At 46.0% G+C, this 23,277-nt stretch carries 13 protein-coding genes; 2 read left to right on the plus strand and 11 right to left on the minus strand.

Annotated elements, in window-relative coordinates; translation table 11 throughout:
* Positions 1 to 3: 3 nt before the first annotated feature.
* Positions 4 to 3,237 (plus strand): carbamoyl-phosphate synthase large subunit, encoded by a 3,234-nt coding sequence (carB, locus tag AACR11_RS22190; RefSeq protein WP_029789775.1) that lies wholly within the window; start codon positions 4 to 6, stop codon positions 3,235 to 3,237.
* Between the two features lie 81 nt (positions 3,238 to 3,318).
* Here carB and AACR11_RS22195 read toward each other — a convergent pair whose 3' ends face one another.
* Positions 3,319 to 3,711 carry a hypothetical protein gene (locus AACR11_RS22195; protein WP_162860690.1) on the minus strand — a complete coding sequence of 131 codons (393 nt, stop codon included), beginning with the start codon at positions 3,709 to 3,711 and terminating at the stop codon, positions 3,319 to 3,321.
* 1,476 nt (positions 3,712 to 5,187) lie between these two features.
* Between AACR11_RS22195 and AACR11_RS22200 the strand changes: the two genes are divergently transcribed.
* Positions 5,188 to 5,967: a TSUP family transporter gene (locus tag AACR11_RS22200; RefSeq protein ID WP_017190087.1), complete on the plus strand. Its 780-nt coding sequence runs from the start codon at positions 5,188 to 5,190 to the stop codon at positions 5,965 to 5,967.
* Here the strand turns inward: AACR11_RS22200 and AACR11_RS22205 are convergent.
* The 10 genes from AACR11_RS22205 to gltB (AACR11_RS22250) form a co-directional block, all read right to left on the minus strand.
* The gene (locus tag AACR11_RS22205) at positions 5,903 to 6,763 is read right to left on the minus strand and encodes a LysR family transcriptional regulator (RefSeq protein WP_017190088.1); all 861 of its coding nucleotides are present in this window, start codon (positions 6,761 to 6,763) and stop codon (positions 5,903 to 5,905) included. The two genes, AACR11_RS22200 and AACR11_RS22205, sit on opposite strands and share 65 nt — an antisense overlap.
* A gap of 122 nt (positions 6,764 to 6,885) precedes the next feature.
* Complete coding sequence (locus AACR11_RS22210; protein ID WP_029789779.1) at positions 6,886 to 7,506, minus strand: TRIC cation channel family protein; 621 nt, start codon at positions 7,504 to 7,506, stop codon at positions 6,886 to 6,888.
* Between the two features lie 77 nt (positions 7,507 to 7,583).
* Positions 7,584 to 8,408: a vitamin B12 ABC transporter substrate-binding protein BtuF gene (btuF, locus tag AACR11_RS22215; protein WP_029789781.1), complete on the minus strand. Its 825-nt coding sequence runs from the start codon at positions 8,406 to 8,408 to the stop codon at positions 7,584 to 7,586.
* Positions 8,408 to 9,361 carry a cobalamin biosynthesis family protein gene (locus tag AACR11_RS22220; RefSeq protein ID WP_029789783.1) on the minus strand — a complete coding sequence of 318 codons (954 nt, stop codon included), beginning with the start codon at positions 9,359 to 9,361 and terminating at the stop codon, positions 8,408 to 8,410. The genes btuF and AACR11_RS22220 overlap by 1 nt, the downstream gene beginning before the upstream one ends.
* A 14-nt stretch (positions 9,362 to 9,375) precedes the next feature.
* Positions 9,376 to 10,071, minus strand: coding sequence for a 5'-methylthioadenosine/S-adenosylhomocysteine nucleosidase (gene mtnN, locus AACR11_RS22225; protein ID WP_005447825.1), 696 nt, complete (start codon positions 10,069 to 10,071; stop codon positions 9,376 to 9,378).
* A gap of 65 nt (positions 10,072 to 10,136) precedes the next feature.
* Positions 10,137 to 10,565 (minus strand): DUF1499 domain-containing protein, encoded by a 429-nt coding sequence (locus AACR11_RS22230; RefSeq protein ID WP_029789785.1) that lies wholly within the window; start codon positions 10,563 to 10,565, stop codon positions 10,137 to 10,139.
* Between the two features lie 91 nt (positions 10,566 to 10,656).
* Complete coding sequence (locus AACR11_RS22235) at positions 10,657 to 12,069, minus strand: FAD-dependent oxidoreductase (RefSeq protein WP_029789787.1); 1,413 nt, start codon at positions 12,067 to 12,069, stop codon at positions 10,657 to 10,659.
* Positions 12,070 to 12,089: 20 nt separating this feature from the next.
* Positions 12,090 to 16,553, minus strand: coding sequence for a glutamate synthase large subunit (gene gltB / locus AACR11_RS22240; RefSeq protein ID WP_079324457.1), 4,464 nt, complete (start codon positions 16,551 to 16,553; stop codon positions 12,090 to 12,092).
* A gap of 452 nt (positions 16,554 to 17,005) precedes the next feature.
* A complete protein-coding gene (locus AACR11_RS22245; protein ID WP_029789790.1) occupies positions 17,006 to 18,475 on the minus strand; it encodes a glutamate synthase subunit beta in 1,470 nt (489 codons plus the stop codon).
* Positions 18,475 to 23,025 (minus strand): glutamate synthase large subunit, encoded by a 4,551-nt coding sequence (gene gltB / locus AACR11_RS22250; RefSeq protein ID WP_029789791.1) that lies wholly within the window; start codon positions 23,023 to 23,025, stop codon positions 18,475 to 18,477. The genes AACR11_RS22245 and gltB (AACR11_RS22250) overlap by 1 nt, the downstream gene beginning before the upstream one ends.
* Positions 23,026 to 23,277: the final 252 nt, after the last annotated feature.

Consider the following 23,277-nt stretch of genomic DNA (forward strand, 5'->3'; position numbering starts at 1 on the left):
ATAATGCCAAAACGTACTGACATTCAAAGTATTCTTATTCTTGGTGCTGGTCCGATTGTTATCGGTCAGGCATGTGAGTTTGACTACTCTGGCGCACAAGCGTGTAAAGCACTGCGTGAAGAGGGTTACCGAGTTATCCTAGTGAACTCTAACCCTGCAACCATCATGACTGACCCAGACATGGCGGATGCAACTTACATCGAGCCAATCCAATGGGAAGTGGTTCGTAACATCATCGCGAAAGAAAAACCGGATGCAGTACTACCTACAATGGGTGGTCAAACTGCATTGAACTGTGCTCTAGACCTAGAGAAATACGGCGTTCTAGAAGAGTTCGGCGTTGAGATGATTGGCGCAACGGCTGATGCAATCGACAAAGCGGAAGACCGCTCTCGTTTCGATAAAGCGATGAAGTCTATCGGCCTTGAGTGTCCACGTGCGGATACTGCTAAAACGATGGAAGAAGCTTACGCTGTACTCGATATGGTTGGCTTCCCTTGTATCATCCGTCCATCATTTACTATGGGTGGTACTGGTGGCGGTATCGCATACAACAAAGAAGAGTTCGAAGAAATCTGTCGTCGCGGTCTAGACCTGTCGCCAACTAACGAACTTCTAATCGATGAGTCTCTTATTGGTTGGAAAGAGTACGAGATGGAAGTGGTTCGCGACAAAGCGGACAACTGTATCATCGTATGTGCGATTGAAAACTTCGATCCAATGGGCATCCACACGGGTGACTCAATCACGGTTGCACCAGCGCAAACACTAACAGACAAAGAATACCAGCTAATGCGTAACGCATCTCTAGCGGTACTGCGTGAGATCGGTGTTGAAACTGGTGGTTCTAACGTACAGTTTGGTATCAACCCGAAAGATGGCCGCATGGTTATCATCGAGATGAACCCACGTGTATCTCGCTCTTCTGCTCTAGCTTCAAAAGCAACAGGTTTCCCAATCGCTAAGATTGCAGCGAAACTGGCTGTTGGCTTTACACTAGACGAGCTAATGAACGACATTACTGGTGGCGCTACACCAGCATCATTCGAACCAACCATCGACTACGTAGTAACTAAGATTCCTCGCTTTAACTTCGAGAAATTTGCAGGTGCTAATGACCGTCTAACGACGCAAATGAAGTCAGTTGGTGAGGTAATGGCAATTGGTCGTAACCAACAAGAGTCACTACAAAAAGCACTTCGCGGTTTAGAAGTTGGCGCGACTGGTTTTGACGAGATGGTTGACCTAGATGCACCAGACGCACTGACGAAAATTCGTCATGAGCTGAAAGAAGCAGGCGCAGAGCGTATTTGGTACATCGCGGATGCATTCCGTGCGGGTATGTCAGTCGATGGCGTATTCAACCTAACGCAAATCGACCGCTGGTTCCTAGTTCAAATCGAAGACATTGTGAAGCTTGAGCAAGAGCTAAAAGCAAAAGGTTTCGCTGGTCTAAACAAAGAAGAACTTAACAAGCTGAAGCGTAAAGGTTTTGCTGATGCGCGCCTATCTAAGATTCTAGGTGTTGCGGAAAGCGAAATCCGTCGTCTACGTGACCAGTACGATATTCACCCAGTGTACAAGCGTGTTGATACGTGTGCGGCTGAGTTCTCATCTGATACAGCTTACATGTACTCATCTTACGATGACGAATGTGAAGCTACCCCAACAGACAAAGACAAGATCATGATTCTAGGCGGTGGTCCAAACCGTATCGGTCAAGGTATTGAATTTGACTACTGTTGTGTACACGCATCGCTAGCACTACGTGAAGATGGCTACGAAACTATCATGGTTAACTGTAACCCTGAGACTGTTTCAACAGACTACGATACATCTGACCGTCTGTACTTCGAACCAGTAACACTGGAAGACGTACTAGCAATCGCACGTGTTGAGAAGCCAAAAGGCGTTATCGTTCAGTACGGTGGTCAAACACCACTTAAACTGGCTCGTGCACTTGAAGCAGCTGGCGTGCCAATCATCGGTACTAGCCCTGATGCAATCGACCGTGCAGAAGACCGTGAGCGTTTCCAAGTTGCTGTCGACCGTCTAGGTCTTCTACAGCCAGAGAACGCGACAGTAACGACGATGGAGCAAGCAGTAGAGAAATCTCGTGAAATCGGTTACCCATTGGTTGTACGTCCTTCTTACGTGCTTGGTGGTCGTGCGATGGAAATCGTATACGATGAGCAAGACCTACGTCGCTACTTCAACGAAGCAGTAAGCGTATCAAACGAATCTCCAGTATTACTAGATAGCTTCCTAGACGACGCAGTTGAAGTCGATATCGATGCTATCTGTGACGGTGAGCGTGTGGTTATCGGCGGTATCATGGAGCACATCGAGCAAGCGGGTGTTCACTCAGGTGACTCAGCATGTTCTCTTCCTGCATACACGCTAAGCCAAGAAATCCAAGACGTAATGCGTGAGCAAGTTGAAAAGCTAGCGTTTGAATTGGGTGTTCGTGGTCTGATGAACACGCAGTTCGCGGTTAAGAACAACCAAGTATACCTAATCGAGGTTAACCCTCGTGCAGCGCGTACAGTACCGTTCGTATCTAAAGCAACTGGTGCGCCAATCGCTAAGATTGCTGCGCGTGTAATGGCGGGTCAATCGCTAGAGTCTCAAGGCTTTACGAAAGAAATCATCCCACCTTACTACTCAGTGAAAGAAGTTGTACTTCCATTCAACAAATTCCCTGGTGTAGACCCACTGTTAGGCCCAGAAATGCGATCTACTGGTGAGGTTATGGGGGTTGGTGCAACGTTTGCAGAAGCTTACGCGAAAGCAGAATTGGGTTGTGGCAACATTTACCCAGAAGGTGGTCGTGCACTATTGTCTGTTCGTGCAGGTGACAAAGAGCGCGTTGTGGACCTAGCGTCTAAGTTGACCAAACTTGGTTACCAGCTAGATGCAACACACGGTACAGCAGTGATTCTTGGCGAAGCAGGTATTAACCCACGTCTAGTAAACAAAGTACACGAAGGTCGTCCTCACATTCTTGACCGTATCAAGAACAACGAGTACACCTACATCGTGAATACTGCCGCTGGCCGTCAAGCGATTGAAGACTCTAAAGTTCTTCGTCGCGGTGCACTGGCTGAGAAAGTGAACTACACGACAACGCTAAACGCTGCATTCGCGACTTGTATGGCACACACGGCAGATGCGAAGAGCACAGTAACTTCGGTTCAAGAGCTACACGCAAAAGTGAAAGCTAGCCTAGAAGCGTAATAGATAAAAATCAGTAAGCCCGAAAAATAGGGCTTATATGACAACCTCATTGCCCGCTCATTTGAGCGGGCTTTTTTGTCTTTAAGGTTGCTTAAAATGGAGAGAATTGAAGTGCGCTAAGAAAGCCTGATAGAGCGGACTTTTGTACAGCATCAAACTAATGGCTGAAAGTAACGTCCCTAAAGATGAAGAAATAGCACTGCCATTTGCAATAACAAAATTAGAGCTACAAGTAACCAGAATAAATGCAATAGTGATCAAATTTACCTTAGCTGCAATACTCAAGCCTTTGCTAATCGTTAGAATGTTTGGAACACATATTATTATTGCAGTTATTGTGCCGAAGAGAATTAAGTAAATATCAACCCCAATTCTTCGCTTGATAGAAAACCATTCATTCCAGATGTTTAGGCTTATTGCTAGACCTGCAGTCAAGCATAGATATAAAGCAATAGGGAGAAACCATTTAGTCATGCGACCCTCTTTAATTCTTAAGTTGAAACTTGATATGTATCCGATTTCGAGAGTAATTTATAAGGAGTCGCGCTCCATACATTAAACTCTATTTTTTATTTTGTATGATCTTCTCTCCAATAAAAAATTGTAAGTTGATTCGTCTTTGCTAAATATATAGTTATTAGACTTAGCAAATACATCAGCTAAGATAATTGCAGGGTATAATGATAAAAAAGTAGTTATGGAGAGTGCTAAAAAAAGCTCACTTGATTTTTTGAATTGGCCCTTAGTCAAAAAGTTGTTTGATATAATTGAGATAACTAGTATTCTCAAGCATTCAAAAAGAATGAAACTCGCTCCAAACATATATACATATACTTGATCAAAGGTTGCTATTTCACTTTTGGTGACTATATTGTCATAGAAGTCGACGATACCTTTAAATGAGTATATAAATAGAGAGATTGATGATGTGAGTAAGAGTATCAAGTAGAATAATGCTTGCGTTCTATCGTAGTTACCATGCTTCATCATAATACCCATTTACTCATGTGTTAATATTCCATTTCTAGTATCACAACCTATTCTTATCGAATGTAGAGGATGATTACTCCAAATAATATTGGTTTTCTAATTCTTATCACTTTATATAAACGTAGTTCTTATCATACAGCCAGGATTGACTTAATTTTTCTGAGTATTTATATCCATTTTCTAGTGCTACTTTTTCTAAATAGTAGCTAACAGGGTATGGTGATATTATAGATGTGAATAATATTATAAAAAATATTTTTAATGTCACTTAATTTGTTTCTTTGGAGAATTTTTTATCTCTAATTAATGCAACTAAAGAGTAGCAGGAGAAAAATATAAATAATATTGACCCAGAAGTTAAGGCTATGGATGAACGTGAAAAATTCACACTTCTCTCTTCAATCTTTATGTTTCTGATGAAATTAAATATTTCATTAAATGACATGTGTATCATTGAAACTCCTATCGTGGAGAAAATTATAGCGGATAGAAATATATATATTTTGTTTTCTAACCTTTTTTTGTTGTTATTCATTTTAAAGACATCTCCTCATCCAGTTTTGATTTTTATAAATTATTTAATTTAAATTTCCAATGTCCTCATTAAGGTTTTAGCTTTATCATATTTTGAATAGTTTCTTAACTTAGAGATTAAATCTCATATAAGAATATATTTTTCTAGATAATTTATCTTGAGGAGTTACTATGATACATAGCGTTTTATTTTTATGGATTAATAATTATTATGCATCAATTAATTGATGGGGATAAGGCATATTTGTTATTTAATGGGCGGAGTTAAAAGTCTTTGTGTAATAATCTATTTTGTTATTTATTGTTTTTTTAAGTTAAATGATGAAAATCTGGAATAGGTTGGTGTCTTGAGTTTCCTTTTGTTCGTCTGTCAGACAGTGCTATCGTTGCTCCATCTTGGTTACAAATATTTACAAGGACGCACAAGTGGAAGTTACGTTCGAAATCTTAATTGCATTGTTTTTTGTCGCATCTGCTGCGGGATTTATTGATGCGATGGCTGGTGGCGGTGGTCTCTTGACGCTCCCTGCTTTGTTGGCCGCAGGGTTAAGTCCTACTCAGGCATTGGCGACCAACAAACTCCAAAGCTCGTTTGGAAGCTTTTCTGCCAGTTGGTACTTTGTGCGTAATGGCATTGTTAGCCTGAAAGAGATGCGCTTAGCTATTCTATGTACCTTTATTGGTTCTGCCATTGGTGCAGAGGCTGTGCAGTTTATCGATGCCGGTGTGCTCACTAGTCTTATCCCAGTCTTGCTGATCGCGATTTCTCTCTACTTTTTGCTTTCTTCAACCTCGAAAGCGGCTGAAGGTGACCCCAAGCTTTCTGAAGCGATGTTTGCTTTGTGTGTTGGTGGGGGTGTAGGCTTCTACGATGGTTTCTTTGGACCAGGCACTGGCTCTATCTTTGCTCTTTGTTTTGTCGCACTAGGTCACTTTTCACTGGTTGATGCGACTGCCCGCACTAAGATTCTTAACTTCACCTCAAACATTGCGGCGCTACTGTTCTTTATTCTTGCTGGTTTACCTGTGTGGGAAATCGGCCTTACCATGGCCGTAGGTGGCTTTATTGGTGCTCAGCTTGGTGCCAAAGTTGTCGTCACCAAAGGTCAAAAATGGATTCGACCTTTAGTCATTACCATGTCTATGTTGATGGCGACAAAACTTCTTTGGCAACAACATCACCAATGGTTTCTATCACTGTTTTAACTCTTGGCGACTGGTACACGTTCTGCCTAACGCAGATATGAATTGGTCGAATCAAAGAGGTCAGTGGCTCAAACATAAAGCAGTTATCGCCAGGAATCTTCAACGCTCTGACGATTGATAGCGGGATTAATGCAGGAGCTGCTCCTCCCAGTGCGAGTTGGGCTGCCGCTGTGTAGGCATCCATTTCCATCAATGGCTTAATACCGATTTTCTCTAATGCTGGCAGTTGGTAGCTATTGGATGGATTGGTTAAATCATTTGTGATTACTTTTTTCGGGAGCGTATACAGTGGTTGATCACTAACGAGGAAAAAAGGCTCATCACATAAGTGGAAAGCCATCAAACCATGATGCGGTGGCAATAGCCCTGCACAAAGCCCAACGGTCGCTTTACCGGATTGAACTCGCTCAACGATTCTAGGGCTGTGGTTAGTGGTTATGGTTAAGTACTGGTCTTGTTTGAGGTAATCACCAATCGTTTTCCCGAGATAACCTGCAATGAGAGACTTTGAGCTATCGAGGGTGATTAAAGACGTATCTTCTAGTTCTTGCTGTTCATAGATAAGACCACGTAACTCATTAAAAGAGGGACCAATATTTTCGATCAAAGCCATGCCATCAGGTGTGAGTTTTATGGTTCTACCCGATGGTTCGACAAGTTTTTTTCCCAGTTTTTTCTCTAGATTCGCGATGCGTTTACTTACCGCAGATTGGCTGATATACAGCAAACTCCCTGTGCGGCTCATGGTTTTCGCTTTGCTTAAAACTAATAGTGTTTCGATGCCTTCCAGTAACATGTCTATCCATGAATGTTGGGAATAATAGCCTTAATATAACTAAGCTCAGAATCAGAAGCGACTGACGTTTACCAAAAAAAAGCCGTCGGTTATGACGGCTCTTTTCAATCAATAGGTGAACATTATCGATTTATGGCGAAGGTTGGCAGTGATAAGTGCCAGCGAATCGCCCCAAGGCGAATAATCAATGTTGAAACGACGCCTGCAAGTAGGGCTAAAGAGTGGTCATGACCCATGCTCAATGCGGTCGTGTGAAAAATACCACCGATGATACATGCTGTCGCATAGACTTCGCTTCTCAAAACCATCGGCACTTCACGTGCTAGCACATCGCGAATGATGCCGCCGCCACAGCCAGTAATGACGCCCATGATAACTGCCACCATGCCGGATGCATTGTAAGCTAGGGCTTTTTCAACACCGATACCAACAAATACTGCCAAACCAATTGCGTCACATACAGGAAGGACCCACCAAGGTAGACGTTTAGGGCGACGAACTAAAATCATGGTTAATAAACAGGTAATGAAAATTACCCATAGATAGGTCGTGTCAGTAATCCAGAATACAGGGGTAGCGCCAAGCGCCATATCACGAATAGTGCCACCGCCAATAGCAGTCACACTACCGAGCACGATCACACCGAAAGGATCCATCTTTAATCGGCCTGCGAGCAAAACTCCAGAAACCGCAAAGACAGCAGTACCGAATAAATCGATCATATAAAGCAGCATGGAGTCCATGTTACTTGGTACCTTATAAACAAATTGTGGGGGAACAGAAATGGGACGGAAATTGTACGGGATTTCCAACGAAAACGTTAGCGTTTTTGCCGAACGCTTTCAAAGTGTTCACACACCTCTGTGATCGCGTTTAAGGTTCTTGGGGTCGGGCGGTTGATCCAATTAGAATTAAGTGACCAAACATGACCATTTTTTAATGCAGGGATGTCGCTCTTCCATTCTGCCCACATTCCATCATTACTCATGGCATGCCGAGAGGTAAACAGTACTTCAGGCTGGCGAGTAATCACTTGCTCGATGCTGACTTGTGGGTAAGGGGCACTGCCTTTGGCAAAGATATTTTTACCACCACAGAAGGTGAATACTTCACTTGGCCAGTTCTTGCCCGCAACGGTGATGATCGGTTTTTCACTCAACTGATAGAAGTAGCTAACTTTATCTTCGGTATTGTACTTTTCTTTTAACGCTTCTAACTGTGCACGAAAATCTTCAGCGGCTTTTCGTCCTACTTCCGGCTTCTCACTGTACTGGCTGAGTTGTTCAATATTCTTGGCAATATCCTCTAACGTTCCTGTTGTTGAGTAGTAAATCGGAATGCCAAACTGCTTGAGTTTATCAAGTTCTTTGGCTGGATTACCTGCAGGCCAAGCGATAACTAAATCGGGTTGAAGGGCGATGATGCGTTCGAGTTTAATGCCTTGATAGTTTGATACTTTTTCTAGGTCTTTGGCTTGCTCGGGGTAGTCACTCATCTCACTGACCGCAATCAGCTTGTCTCCAAGACCAGCTGCATAGGCGATTTCTGTTGCATGTGGCGCTAGGCTGATGACTCGTTGAACAGGTTCATTGGCAAAAGAAACAGCAGAGAAGATAAGAGGAAGGGCAAAGCAAAGATTTTTCATTATAGTCCTTGATAAATGAATCCGAGAATTAGGCTTTGGATAACTATCCAAGCAAAGATACGCCAAACTATCAGTGTTTGGATTTGCGCTAGATGAATGGCTGATGGTGCAATACGCCCCCCAAGTTTTGCACGTTCGGCTCGCAGTCCTTGATACAAAGCTGGACCACCAAGTGACAATTGAAGCTTGTTACCAATCGAGCACAACAACCATGCCGGTCCAGGAAGCGGCCAAGATTTCGCTTGTTGAAGCATAGCAGTTGAAACGCTTGATACGTTTTTACCCGCACCAATAAACATCGCGAATAAGCGTAATGGAATGAATTCTAGGACCGCCGTTAATTGAATAACTGGTTTGCCAAATGGTGAATATTGACGTCGACTAGGAGACCATGCTCGAGCTAACTCAGCAGTAAGACGATACATCAACGCGCCAATTCCACCAGTTACTCCATACCAAAACAGCACACACACTACGTTACGTCCGTAACCCATGATGATGGTTTCTGCTCCAGCTTTACCAATGCCTAGTAGCGATAAGCTCTCTGTATCGCGGTTCAGGTAAGGCTTGAGTAGTGCTCGGCATTGTACTTTATTCTCATTCGACATTGCGGTGACGAGTTGTTTAGCAAGTGATTCATTGTTTCGCCAGTCAAGAGCAATCAGCAGTAATGCCAGCTCAAATAGCGGTGCTTGCCAAACTAAAGGCTTCATCGCGAGCAGTAATATCAAGCAAGGCACAAGCATAAGAAGAAGAGCGAGTCCGCCAGAGATGATACTTTGCGAGTAGTTGTGGTTGTTATTGACCTTGTTAGCCAGTTGCTCGGCGAATTTATGCCAAAGCGTCACTGGATGCGCAGCGTGCGGTATGGGGAGCAGGAGATGGAATAATAATGCGCCCCACATGACGAGGAGCGCACCATTGGCATAAAACTGCTGAAAGGTTTCTTCCATGAAATTCGATAGACTTACTTAGTCAGTTCCAACATTTTGAATACCATTTCTGAAGAGCTTTTCGCCGCTAGCGGTAAGAACTCTTCGAAGCTCATTGGTGATTCTTTGTCTGCTACGTCAGAGATAGCGCGCACAACAACAAACGGCGTGTTGAATTGGTGACAAGTTTGAGCGATAGCAGATGCTTCCATTTCTACAGCGATAACTGAAGGGAAGTGTTTACGGATAAACTCTTGGCGTTCTGCCGTGCAAACAAACGCATCACCAGTACAGATCAGGCCGCGAACTGCGTGAGTGTTTTCCATTTGAGCCAGTGCTTTTTCAGCAAGGTCCATTAGCTTCTCATCTGCTTTGAATGCCGCTGGTTGACCTGCCATTTGACCCATTTCGTAGCCAAACGCGGTTACGTCTGCATCGTGGTGACGAACTTCTGTTGAGATAACAACGTCGCCTAGGTTTAGGCTTGAGTCGAAACCGCCCGCAGAGCCAGTGTTGATAACCACATCTGGTTGGTATTCGTCTAGCAGAATGGTTGTACCAACTGCTGCTGCTACTTTACCGATGCCAGATTGAAGCAGTACCACATCAACGTCGTTAATCTGACCAGAGAAAAACGTGCAACCTGCTTTGTTCACTGTTTGGCAGTTTGTCATTGCTTCTTTCAGGATGGTGACTTCTTGTTCCATCGCACCGATGATACCAACTTTCATAACACTCTCTTTCGATAAAAATTTAAGTTGGCGAGAGTATACCACTCTGCACCAATATGTGGTCGTTATTTGATTAACTCAGCATTCGCCAGCAGTGAACGTAATTGTTCAGCACGCTTACGGTTCACGCCAAAGTCTGAATAGCCAACACGAGATTCTGAGCGAACAATTAGCTGATCGCCTTCTAACTTAAGTTCTAAATCGTCCACAAAGCGCATGATTTTAGATGTGCACTCTACGCGTATGTAGTTGCCTTCTTTCACCGCTGCTTTCGCACCTGGCAGTTCAAGCGCAATTTGCTCAATAGCATCAATGTTCGCTGAATCAGTCAGGGTGAATGGCGTTAGGTTGTATTCTGCACGCGTATCTTGAGTGGAGACGCAGTTTGGTTTGTCACCACAAGGTGATTGAGAACGATCCGTCATGGTTGTGACTCCTTGGCTACAAGCGGTTAAGCCGAGCAAAGTGATGGAAAGGAGAGCGGCTTTTTTCATTGTATTTACTCTTATAATTTTGCTTCTAATTATATGGATACAAAAGAAAAAGGATCCAATAATAGGATCCTTTTTGTGATGTTAGCTGTGATTAAACTTCGAGGTAATCGAGAATGCCTTCTGCTGCTTTTCGTCCTTCATCAATTGCAGTGACGACTAGATCAGAGCCTCGCACCACATCGCCACCCGCGAAGATCTTTTCATTGCTGGTCTGGAATTGGAACTCTTGTTTCGCAGGGGCTTTGATACGACCCCATTGATCCAAATCGACATCAAACGGAGCTAACCAGTCCATTTTGTGTGGCTGGAAACCAAATGCCATGATCACGACGTCTGCCGGTAGAACGTGTTCGCTGCCTTCGACGGGCTCTGGACGGCGACGACCCGCTTCATCAGGCTCACCAAGAGCGGTTTTCACCACTTTGACCCCCGAGACCTTACCTGACGCATCGACTTCAATTCCTAAAGGCTGAAGGTTGAACATAAACTTCACGCCTTCTTCTTTGGCGTTTTTCACCTCGCGGCGAGAGCCGGGCATATTAGCTTCATCACGACGGTAAGCACATACCACGTTTGACGCGCCTTGGCGAATAGAGGTACGAACACAGTCCATCGCGGTATCACCACCGCCGAGTACAACTACGCGCTGCTTTGCCATGTCGATAAAAGGTTTGTCGTGCTCCAAGCCCATGACCTTGTAAGTATTTGAAATCAAGAATGGCAGAGCATCGTAAACACCCGGTGCACCTTCATTTTCTAGTCCCGCACGCATGTACTTGTAAGTACCAACCCCCAAAAAGACGGCATCGTACTCATCAAGCAGTTCTTGCATCTGCACATCTTTACCTACTTCGACATTCATCTGGAACTCTACGCCCATCTCGGTGAAGACGCGGCGGCGGTTTTCCATCACGCCTTTTTCAAGTTTGAACGAAGGGATACCGAAGGTCAGTAGGCCTCCAATTTCAGGGTAGCGGTCAAATACGACAGGTTTCACGCCATTGCGCACTAGGATATCGGCAGCAGCCAAGCCAGCTGGACCTGCACCAATGATGGCAACCTTTTTATCGGTCCATTCCACCTTAGACATGTCAGGCTTCCAGCCCATTTCGAAGGCTTTGTCGGTAATGTATTTTTCAACGTTACCTATAGTGACGGCGCCAAAGTCCTCATTGAGAGTACAAGAGCCTTCACATAGACGATCTTGCGGACACACTCGACCACAAACTTCAGGCAAGCTGTTAGTTTGGTGCGATAGCTCTACGGCTTCGAGGATACGACCTTCATTGGCAAGCTTTAGCCATTGTGGGATGTAGTTGTGTACTGGGCACTTCCATTCACAATATGGGTTACCACAATCCAAGCAGCGATCCGCCTGCGCAGTCGCTTGTTGCTTGGTAAACGGTTCATAGATTTCAACGAATTCGATCTTACGAACTTTGATAGGCTTCTTCGCAGGATCTACGCGTTGAACATCGATAAATTGATAAACGTTCTGACTCATGATTCAAACATCCTCCATGATTACTGGGCTTGAACGCGCAGTTCTGCGGCACTGCGACTCTGGTGACCAAGTAGCGTGCGCAAGTCCGCCGCTTGTGGTTTCACCAAGTAGAACTTTGGAATCCATTCATCAAAGTTCGCCAAGATATCTTCTGCGTGGCTTGAGCCGGTTTCTTCGAGATGTTCGGCAATCAGACCACGCAAGTGCTCTTGGTGGATGTAGAGATCTGACAGAGATATCGCTTCAACCGATTCGTTGTTCACGCGACCTTGGAAGTCTTGGTTCTCATCCAATACGTATGCAAACCCGCCGGTCATGCCTGCGCCGAAGTTCACGCCAGTCGCGCCTAGAATGGCAACAATACCACCGGTCATGTACTCACAAGCGTTATCACCAGCGCCTTCAATGACGGCAATCGTACCTGAGTTATGTACGCCGAAACGCTCACCTGCTTTACCTGCCGCAAACAGTTTACCGCCGGTCGCACCGTACAGACAGGTGTTACCAATGATGGTTGCTTCATTACACTTAAATGCAGTGCCAAGGTGAGGTTTGATAACCACCTTACCGCCAGCCATGCCTTTACCTACGTAGTCGTTGGCATCACCAGTGAGGTAAAGCTCTACGCCACCTGCGTTCCAAACGCCAAATGACTGACCAGCGGTGCCATCCAAATACAGTTTGATTGGCGTTGCAGCCATGCCTTGGTTGCCGTAACGCTGAGCGATTTCACCTGATAGACGAGCACCAACAGAACGGTCGGTGTTGATCACGTTGTAGAAGAAGCTAGCAGATTGACGTTTCTCAACCGCTTGCAGCGCGTCTTCAATGATCTTGTTGTTTAGCTCGGCTTTATCAAATGGTGTATTTGGCTGTGTCCAATAAAGAGGGTGTCCTTCTGGAGAGACTGGTGCCTCAAGGATATTCGACAAATCCAGCTTGGTTTGTTTTGCTGTCAGACCTTCAACGGTTTCCAACAAATCCGTACGACCAATCAAGTCAGTCAGTTTTTCAACACCAAGTTCAGAGAGTAATCCGCGTACTTCGTCCGCCAGACCAATGAAGTAGTTCATCACCATTTCCGGAAGACCTTTGAAGTACTCTTTACGCAGCGTCTCGTCTTGAGTTGCAACGCCAGTAGCACAGTTGTTGAGGTGACAAATACGTAGGAACTTACAACCCATTGCCACCATTGGCGCAGTACCAAAACCGAAGCTTTCGGCACCGAGAATTGCCGCTTTCACCACGTCCAGACCGGTTTTTAGACCACCATCTACCTGTAGACGAATCTTATGACGTAGACCATTAGCAACCAGTGCTTGTTGTGTCTCTGCCAGTCCCAATTCCCAAGGGCTACCAGCGTATTTCACTGAGGTTAGTGGACTTGCTGCAGTACCACCGTCGTAGCCCGAGATGGTAATGAGATCAGCGTAAGCTTTCGCGACACCTGTTGCGATGGTGCCGACACCTGGCTCAGAAACTAACTTCACCGAAACCAATGCGTTTGGATTGACTTGTTTTAGGTCGAAGATCAGCTGGGCTAAGTCTTCAATCGAATAAATATCGTGGTGTGGAGGAGGGGAGATCAGAGTCACCCCCTGTACCGAATAACGCAGTTTTGCGATTTCTGCGGTGACTTTGTGTCCCGGTAACTGACCACCTTCACCCGGCTTCGCACCCTGTGCGACCTTGATCTGCAGTACGTCTGCATTGGTTAGGTAGTGAGGCGTAACACCAAATCGACCTGAAGCAATCTGCTTGATGCGCGAGTTACGCTCTGTACCGAAGCGACGTGGATCTTCACCACCTTCACCTGAGTTAGAGTAGCCACCAAGGCGGTTCATCGCTGTTGCAAGTGCTTCGTGTGCTTCTGGGCTAAGTGCACCAATGGACATTGCCGCCGAGTCAAAGCGTTTGAAGAGTTCTGTGCTTGGCTCGATTTGCTCAAGTGGTAATGGGGAATCTGATTTTTTCAGCGCCATTAAGTCACGCAGCATGGCAACAGGACGTTGGTTCACCTGTTTAGCAAAGCTCTGATAATCGTTGCTTTCGCCTGATTTCACCGCAGTTTGCAGTGTGCCAACCACGTCTGGATTGTAGGCGTGATATTCACCACCGTGGACATATTTCAATAAACCACCATGCTCGATGGCTTTACGTTTCGCCCAAGCTTTGCGAGAAAGGTTGTACAAGTCTTGTTGGAAGTCGTCGAAATTTGCGCCTTCAATACGAGTTGTTACACCTTTAAAGCACAAATCGACCACTTCTTGACCCAAGCCAACTGCTTCAAACAGTTGCGAGCAACGGTAAGAGGCGATGGTAGAAATCCCCATTTTCGACATGATCTTGTACAGGCCTTTGTTGATGCCGTATTGGTAGTTTTGCATCACATCGCGATAGTCTTTTTCTAGCGCTTTATCATCAATGAGTTTACCTAGCGCTTCATAAGCAAGGTATGGGTAAACGGCAGTGGCACCAAATCCAAGCAAGACGGCAAATTGGTGTGGGTCACGTGCCGTGGCTGTTTCAACAACAATGTTGGCATCACAACGTAAGTTCGCATCGATCAGGCGAGTTTGAACGGCACCGACCGCCATTGCCGCAGGAATTGGCAGTTTGCCTTTGACTAAAGCACGATCCGAAAGCACCACTAGCACAGTGCCTTCACGCACCACGTGTTCTGCTTGCTCACACAGATCATTAATGGCTTGTTTAAGATCTTTCTGTTGTGGATCGTAGTTGATATCGAGAATGGTATTACGATAGTAATTGTCTCCAAGCTCGAGTAATTGCTGCATGTCTGAGTAAAGTAACACTGGTGAATCGAAGGTTACTCGGTGCGCGTGTCCATCAGTTTCACAGAAGACATTCATCTCTTGACCGATGCTGGTTGCTAGTGACATCACGTGTTTTTCACGCAGTGGATCTATCGGCGGGTTGGTTACCTGCGCGAACTTCTGACGGAAATAGTCAGTCACCAAGCGCTCTTTAGAGGATAAGACGGCCATCGGGGTGTCATCACCCATAGAGCCGACCGCTTCTTGTCCCATATCACCGAGAACGCGCAACACCTGATCGACTTCTTCGTTGCTCATGGCGAATTGCTTTTGGTAAGTCTTAAGCAAGTCTTCATCAAAGCTGCGCTCGCCAACTTGCTCTTCTGGTAATTGAGCAAAAGGCGTGAGTTTGCGAACGTTGTTTTCCATCCATTCGCGATAAGGGTGGCGAGATTTCAGATCGTTATCGATCTCACTTGATTGCCATAGTTTGCCTTTGCGAGTATCGACAACCAGCAGTTCGCCAGGACCAACACGCCCTTTTTCGGCAACCTCATCCGGAGCGTAATCCCAAATACCGATCTCTGATGCTAGAGTGATCAGCCTGTCTTTAGTTATCACATAACGTGCAGGACGCAGACCATTACGATCTAAGTTACATGCGGCGTATCGACCATCGGACAGAACAATACCTGCCGGGCCATCCCATGGTTCCATGTGTTTGGAGTTGAAGTCGTAAAATGCTCGCAGATCTGGGTCCATATCTGGGTGGTTTTGCCATGCTGGTGGCACAAGCATGCGCATGGCACGGAAGATATCCATACCGCCTGCTAAAAAGAGATCCAACATATTATCCAAGCTGGAAGAGTCAGAGCCTGTCTCGTTCACAAATGGTGCTGCAGTTTGAAGATCTGGCAACAGTGGCGATGAAAACTTATAAGCACGAGCACGAGCCCATTGGCGGTTACCTTCAATGGTATTGATCTCACCATTATGAGCGAGGTAACGGAACGGTTGAGCCAGAGGCCAACGAGGTTGAGTATTGGTTGAAAAACGCTGGTGGAACAGGCAGATAGCAGATTCCATGCGTAGATCAGCAAGATCAAGATAGAAGCGCGGTAAGTCCGCAGGCATGCACAAACCTTTGTACACCAGAACTTGCGTTGACAAGCTACAGATGTAGAAGTCAGGATCTTCTGTAATTTGTTTCTCGATGCGACGGCGTGCGATATAGAGGCGACGTTCGATGTCACGCTCGCGCCAACCTGCTGGTGCAGAGATAAAGACTTGTTGAATGTCTGGAAGTGAATCAGCAGCGATCGGACCGAGTACTTCTGAATTAGTTGGAACTTCACGCCAGCCTGCTACGGTTAAGGTCTCTTGAGCCAGTTCTTTGTTTACGATGTCTTTGGTGAGTTGAGCTTTCACCGGATCTTGGTTAAAGAAAATCATCCCCACGGCGTATTGCTTGCCAAGGTTGAATCCATTTTCTTCGGCGATAAGGCGTAAATAGGAATCGGGCTTTTGTAGAAGAAGACCACAACCATCACCGGTTTTTCCATCGGCGGCGATGCCACCACGGTGGGTCATGCGATCAAGTGCAGAAATTGCTGTACGTACCAGCTTGTGACTTTGCTCGCCTTCCATGTGCGCGATTAAGCCAAATCCACAGTTGTCTTTCTCAAGACTTGGATCATAAAGAGCCATTGCAATTCTCCCTTTGCTTATCTGTCATCCCGACAGATATATCAACACTGCTCAAGTTGATAATGATGACTAACTATGCGTCACTTTCTAAGTTTTATGTATATCTATTCAATAAAATTCGTCAAATATCTTAACAAAAATTGTGTGTTTTATTTTCACCAACTTCACAAGCTATAGCTTATTGTAAAAAAGGTCAAGTTATTAGTGAATAATCACGTGAATATGCGATTTACCATTTAATTGGCTAAAATAATCTAATAAATTCAGTTAGATAGAAAAACGATTGTTACAAAAAAGTAACATTTGATTCTGGCAGGAATAAAAAAGACCAGCACAAAATGCTGGTCAAAATAAAAAGGTTGGAAGGAACTGTTTTCTTTCTTTGCTACCAGCCATCGATACTACTGATGGCTGGGTTTAATGCTCAGAAAGAGGAAGTGAGAACACTCCCTTTACGCAGAAAGCATCAGTGAATCTGCTTTTGCTTCTAGGTTTGTGCCACCCATTAAATAGTCATCGATAGCACGGGCACATTCACGACCTTCGTTGATACAACGAACAACCAGAGATTGTCCTGTTCGCATATCACCAGCTGCAAATACGCCTTCTTGGTTTGTAGCAAAACCTTGGGTTGCTACATTACCGCGATCATCGAGTGCAATATCCAATTGAGCAAGTACACCTGTTGGTTCTGGGTGCAGGAAGCCCATCGCTAGGAATGCCATATCACATGGGATAACTCGCTCACTGCCTTCTACTTCTTTGAAGCTCGGACGTTCGCCTGGTTTCGCATCTTGCCAAACGATGTCAGCTAAACGAAGACCTGTAACTTCACCCTTGTCATTGCCAATGAACTCTTTGGTCAGGATGTTCCAGTGACGATCAACACCTTCTTCATGAGAGGTCGAAGTACGTAGAATCATTGGGTACTGTGGCCATGGCATGTTAGCCGGGCGCTTCTCTGGTGGAATCGGCATGATTTCAACCTGAGTGATGCTTGCTGCGCCATGACGGTTAGATGTACCCACACAGTCAGAGCCGGTATCACCACCACCGATCACCACAACATGCTTACCCGCAGCGTGAAGTTCTTCACCCTTAAGATCCATATCATTGGCACGACGGTTGTTTTGACCTAGGAACTCCATTGCAAAATGGACGCCTTTTAGTTCACGACCCGGAACGGGCAAATCACGTGGAACAGTTGAGCCACCAGTCAGCAGAACCACATCGAATTCTTGACGTAGTTGCTGAGCATTCACATCGACACCAACGTGTTGGTTTACTTTGAATTCGATACCCGCTTTTGCCATCAAGTTGATTTTGCGGTCAATCACATCCATACCCAGTTTGAAGTCTGGGATACCAAAACGCAGTAGACCACCCACTTTCTCGTCTCGCTCGAATACAGTCACAGTATGACCCGCGCTATTTAGCTGCTCGGCAGCCGCAAGACCTGCAGGACCTGAACCGATGATCGCAACAGTTTTACCTGTGCGAGAGCGTGGTGTTTTTGGTTTGGCGTACCCTTCTCGATACGCCGTTTCTACGATGGTTTTCTCGATATTACAGATAGTGATCGGGTCTTGGTTGATGCCAAGTACACAAGCACTTTCACATGGTGCTGGGCAAACACGACCAGTAAACTCAGGGAAGTTATTAGTCGAGCTTAGAATGTTCCATGCTTCTTCCCAGCTATCACGATAAACTGCGTCATTAAACTCTGGGATGATGTTACCGATAGGGCAGCCGTTATGACAAAACGGCACACCACAATCCATACAACGAGAAGCCTGAGTATTGATCTTGTCACCAAACTCCTCGTTCAGAACGAACTCTTTGTTGTTCTTGATGCGTTCAGCTGGGTCGATCTTCTGTGGTAGTTCACGACCATGCTCTAAAAATCCAGTAGGCTTACCCATTATACTGCCTCCGCTTGAGTTTCGTTTCCTTGAGACTGTGCTTCAGCTTTACGTTTTTGAAGAACCGCTTTGTAATCACGCGGCATCACTTTAACCATAGAGGCTAGGCTAGCTTCAAAATTGTCTAGGAAAGACTGAGCGACTTCACTTCCTGTGAATTGAACATGCTTAGTTAGCATGTCGAGTAATAGATCTCTGTCTTCTTGCTCGATTGGATCTAGGTCTACTAGCTCTGGGTTCAGTTTTGACTCAAAGTCACCTGATTTATCCCATACGTAAGCCACACCGCCGCTCATACCTGCAGCAAAGTTACGACCTGTTGAGCCAAGGATAATTGCAGCACCACCAGTCATGTATTCACAACCGTGATCACCGACGCCTTCTACTACTACTTTCGCGCCTGAGTTACGAACACAGAAACGTTCACCAGCCATACCACGAATGAAAGACTCACCCGAAGTTGCACCGTAGAAACACACGTTACCAACCACGATGTTGTCTTCCGCGACAATACTTGATTTCGCATCTGGGTAAAGTACTAAGGTACCGCCAGATAAGCCTTTACCCCAGTAGTCGTTCGCATCGCCTTCTACTTCGAACTTCACGCCCTTAGCTAGGAATGCACCGAATGATTGACCCGCGGAACCTTTGAACTTCACGTTCATTGGCTGAGGCAGACCGGCATCTTTATACACTTTCGAGATTTCGTTCGACAACATGGTACCTGCAGAGCGGTCCGTGTTGACGATAGGGAACTCGGCATTCACCGCTTCGCCTTTCTCGAGTGCAGGAATCGCTGCTTGAATCAGCTTACGGTCTAGTACTTCTTCTAGGTTGTGGTTCTGCTGAGCTTGGTTGAATACGCCATCGGCTTCGCGTGGCTGTTCAACGTGGAGAACAGGAGACAGATCTAGGTTCTTGTATTTCCAGTGAGAAACGTCTTGGCGAATCTTCAGCTTCTGACCTTGACCGACCATCTCATCGATAGTGCGGAAGCCAAGTTCAGCCATGATTTCACGCAGACCTTGTGCCATGTATTGGAAGAAGGTTACGACGTCTTCTACGCGACCATCAAAGCGCTCACGAAGCGTCTTGTTTTGAGTCGCGATACCAACAGGACAGGTGTTCTTATGACACTTACGCATCATGATACAACCTTCAACCACCAATGCTGCGGTTGCCACGCCCCATTCTTCTGCACCAAGTAGTGTTGCGACTGCAAGGTCACGAGGTGTCTTCATCTGACCATCCGCTTGAACCACGATACGGTTACGTAGACCGTTCTTCAGTAGCGTTTGGTGCGTTTCTGCCAAGCCAAGTTCCCAAGGAAGACCTGTATGACGGATTGAAGACATTGGGGATGCACCTGTACCGCCGTCGAAACCTGCGATAAGTACAACGTCCGCTTTCGCTTTCGCTACACCAGAAGCGATCGTACCTACGCCTGCTTCTGATACTAGTTTCACGTTTACACGACCCGCGCGGTTCGCGTTCTTCAAGTCGTAGATAAGCTGAGCCAAATCCTCGATGGAGTAGATATCGTGGTGTGGCGGTGGCGAGATAAGACCGACGCCCGGAGTTGAGTGACGTGTTGCACCGATCCAGTCATCTACTTTATCACCTGGTAGCTGACCACCTTCACCTGGTTTCGCACCTTGAGCCATCTTGATTTGCAGCTCATCAGCGTTGGTTAGGTAGTAAGAGGTAACGCCGAAACGGCCTGAAGCCACCTGCTTGATCGCAGAGCGTTCCCAATCGCCGTTGTCTTTGCGCTCGAAACGCATTGGGTCTTCACCACCTTCACCAGAGTTCGATTTCGCGCCAAGGCGGTTCATAGCAACAGCCAGTGTGGAGTGTGCTTCGTAAGAAATAGAACCGAATGACATAGCACCGGTCGCGAAGCGTTTCACGATGCTTTCAATTGGCTCGACGTCGTCGATAGAGATAGAACCTGCTGGGTTCTTAATGAACTCAAGTTGGCTGCGCAGGGTTACCGCGTTGTCGCCTTGCTTATCTACGGCTGTCGCATATTGCTTGAACTGATCGTAGTTCTTGTTGCGCGTAGACTCTTGCAGTAGAGAAATGGTTTCTGGGTTGAAGAGGTGCTTCTCGCCACGCTGTTTCCATTGGTAAACACCGCCTACATCCAACATTTGAATTGGGATTTCGCGTTGTGGGTAACCGATGCGGTGACGGATAAGTACTTCTTTGGCGATATCATCAAGGGTTAGACCTTGGATACGAGAAACCGTACCTGTGAAGTACTTGTCGACCACTGATTTGTGGATACCCAAGGCTTCGAAGATTTGCGCACCGTGGTACGACTGTAGCGTAGAGATACCCATCTTCGAGAAGATCTTCAGAAGACCGCCATTGATCGCTTTACGGTAGTTGTTGAACAGATCGCGAGGGTTCGCTTCTGGATCCAACTTCTTCGTACGTTGAAGCTCAATGATGGTTTCAATCACTAGGTAAGGGTTAACCGCATTCGCACCGTAACCAAGTAGCGTTGCAAAGTGGTGCGTTTCACGTGCGTCACCGGTTTCAACCACGATGTCACACTTCGCGCGTAGACCTTTACGGATCAAGTGGTGGTGCACTGCGCCAACTGCCAGCATTGCTGGGATCGCCGCGTGGTTTGAATTTACTGCACGGTCAGTTAATAGGATGATTGAGTAACCATCGATAACCGCGTCTTCTGCGTATTGGCAGATACGTTTCAGTGCGCGCTCAAGCTTGCCTTGATCTTCATTGGCTTGGAACACGATATCCAGCGTCTTCGCTTGTAGGTGCTCGTTATCGATCGCACGCAGTTTCTCAAGCTCAGAGTTCGCCAGAACAGGCGATTCCAATTCTACTTTCTGACAGTGAAGTGGTGTTTCAGTCAGAAGGTTTTGGTCTTTACCCAAGTAAGTGTTCAGTGACATAACCATACGCTCACGGATCGGGTCGATCGGTGGGTTGGTTACCTGTGCGAACAGTTGCTTGAAGTAGTTTGAAAGATGTTGAGACTGATGAGATAGAACCGCAAGAGGCCAGTCTGCACCCATGGCTGATAATGGCTCTTTCGCATCATTCGCCATTGGAACGATGATTTCGTTCACTTCTTCAGTGCTCACACCGAAAGCTTGTTGACGGTGCAACAAACGCTCAGGAGAAGGTTGGCTGAACTGGTTGCTTGCATCTGGCAGCTTCTTCAAGCTCAGTAGGTTTTCTTCTACCCACTTCTCGTAAGGCTGCGCCGTTGCAATGGTGTCTTTCACTTCTTCATCAGAGATGATGCGACCTTGCTCTAGGTCAGCAACGAAGATACGACCTGGCTGTAGACGCCCACGGAACTCTACGTTCTCTGGTTCAATGTCTACCACACCAGATTCTGATGCCATCACTAGGAAGTTGTCTTTGGTCACTGTGTAGCGAGAAGGGCGTAGACCGTTACGGTCGAGTGTCGCACCAACTTGAACACCGTCAGTAAAACATACTGAAGCTGGACCATCCCATGGTTCCATGATGTTCGCGTGGTACTGATAGAACGCGCGACGTTTAGGATCCATGTTTTTGTTTTCTTGCCATGCTTCCGGGATCATCATCATCAATGCGTGTGGCAGGCTACGACCAGAAAGAACTAGGAGCTCAAGTGCCATATCGAAGTTAGATGAATCCGAGCTGCCTTCCTGACAGATTGGAAGAAGCATGTCGATTTCAGCCTGAGTAAATAGGTCTGATTCTAAGATTGCTTCACGGGCTTTCATCCAGTTCAAGTTACCGCGAACTGTATTAATTTCACCGTTGTGGGCAATGTAACGGAAAGGCTGTGCAAGACGCCATTTCGGGAAGGTATTGGTAGAGAAACGAGAGTGTACCAGTGCCAGTGCAGTCACCATGGTTGGGTTTTGCAGATCAAGGAAATACTGAGGTACTTGCTCGGTTGTTAACTGACCTTTGTACACCAATGTCTTGTAAGACATTGAGTTAATGTAGAAGTCGTCACCAATGTTCGAAACGCTTTCTAGGCAAACTCGCACAGTGTAGTTACGAAGTACGTACAGTTTGCGTTCTAGCTCTTCAGGTGTGATGCCTGGGCCACCAGAGATAAACACATGCTCAAACTGAGGCTCAGTGCTTAGCGGGTCAGCACCAATCATTGAGTTGTCGGTTGGCAAAACGCGGTAGCCGATAACTTCAAGGTCTAGACGCTGTGCGTTGCGTTCTAGAATATCTCGGCATTGTTCGCGTTTGTATTCGTCTTTCGGGAAAAGAACGACACCAACACCATACTTTTCAAATGAAGGCAGTTTAATGCCTAGCTTAACGGCTTCTTCTAATAGGAATTCATGAGGTTTTTGTAGCAAGATACCCGCACCATCACCGCTGCATGGGTCACAACCTTGACCACCTCGGTGTTCCATGCGAGCCAGCATATCCAATGCTTGAGTCACTACTTCATGAGATTTACGGTTTTTAAGGTGAGCAACAAAACCGATACCACAAGCGTCATGCTCCAGTTCCGGAGTGTACAGACCCTGTGAATTTTGCTCTCTATCTACCATAGATACATCCTTCCAGTTCAATGTCGACGCAAGAACCCCGGACAGATCTCGACTGTCTTAGGTACGCTCTGTACGTCTTGTCCTTTATATTTATGATTCGCCACTGATCGAGGTTGACCAGTCTTGATTCCTTTCCGTATCTCGCAGGAAAAATTTTGCGAGAAAAACAATCCTTGGTGATATCCCTTTATTTATTGCCACAATTTAGTGACTTATATAGGTGGGAGCGGGATAACGCCGACAATTCCCGCA

Source organism: Vibrio sp. L85, assembly GCF_963871815.1.
Lineage (GTDB): Bacteria > Pseudomonadota > Gammaproteobacteria > Enterobacterales > Vibrionaceae > Vibrio > Vibrio harveyi.

Bases quoted from the DNA above. Each gene is read 5' to 3' on its own strand.
- gltB (WP_029789791.1), bottom strand. From the start codon at position 23,025: ATGGTAGATAGAGAGCAAAATTCACAGGGTCTGTACACTCCGGAACTG.
- AACR11_RS22220 (WP_029789783.1), bottom strand. From the start codon at position 9,361: ATGGAAGAAACCTTTCAGCAGTTTTATGCCAATGGTGCGCTCCTCGTC.
- AACR11_RS22245 (WP_029789790.1), bottom strand. From the start codon at position 18,475: ATGGGTAAGCCTACTGGATTTTTAGAGCATGGTCGTGAACTACCACAG.
- AACR11_RS22235 (WP_029789787.1), bottom strand. From the start codon at position 12,069: ATGAGTCAGAACGTTTATCAATTTATCGATGTTCAACGCGTAGATCCT.
- btuF (WP_029789781.1), bottom strand. From the start codon at position 8,408: ATGAAAAATCTTTGCTTTGCCCTTCCTCTTATCTTCTCTGCTGTTTCT.
- gltB (WP_079324457.1), bottom strand. From the start codon at position 16,553: ATGGCTCTTTATGATCCAAGTCTTGAGAAAGACAACTGTGGATTTGGC.
- carB (WP_029789775.1), top strand. From the start codon at position 4: ATGCCAAAACGTACTGACATTCAAAGTATTCTTATTCTTGGTGCTGGT.
- AACR11_RS22205 (WP_017190088.1), bottom strand. From the start codon at position 6,763: ATGTTACTGGAAGGCATCGAAACACTATTAGTTTTAAGCAAAGCGAAA.
- mtnN (WP_005447825.1), bottom strand. From the start codon at position 10,071: ATGAAAGTTGGTATCATCGGTGCGATGGAACAAGAAGTCACCATCCTG.
- AACR11_RS22195 (WP_162860690.1), bottom strand. From the start codon at position 3,711: ATGACTAAATGGTTTCTCCCTATTGCTTTATATCTATGCTTGACTGCA.
- AACR11_RS22230 (WP_029789785.1), bottom strand. From the start codon at position 10,565: ATGAAAAAAGCCGCTCTCCTTTCCATCACTTTGCTCGGCTTAACCGCT.
- AACR11_RS22210 (WP_029789779.1), bottom strand. From the start codon at position 7,506: ATGGACTCCATGCTGCTTTATATGATCGATTTATTCGGTACTGCTGTC.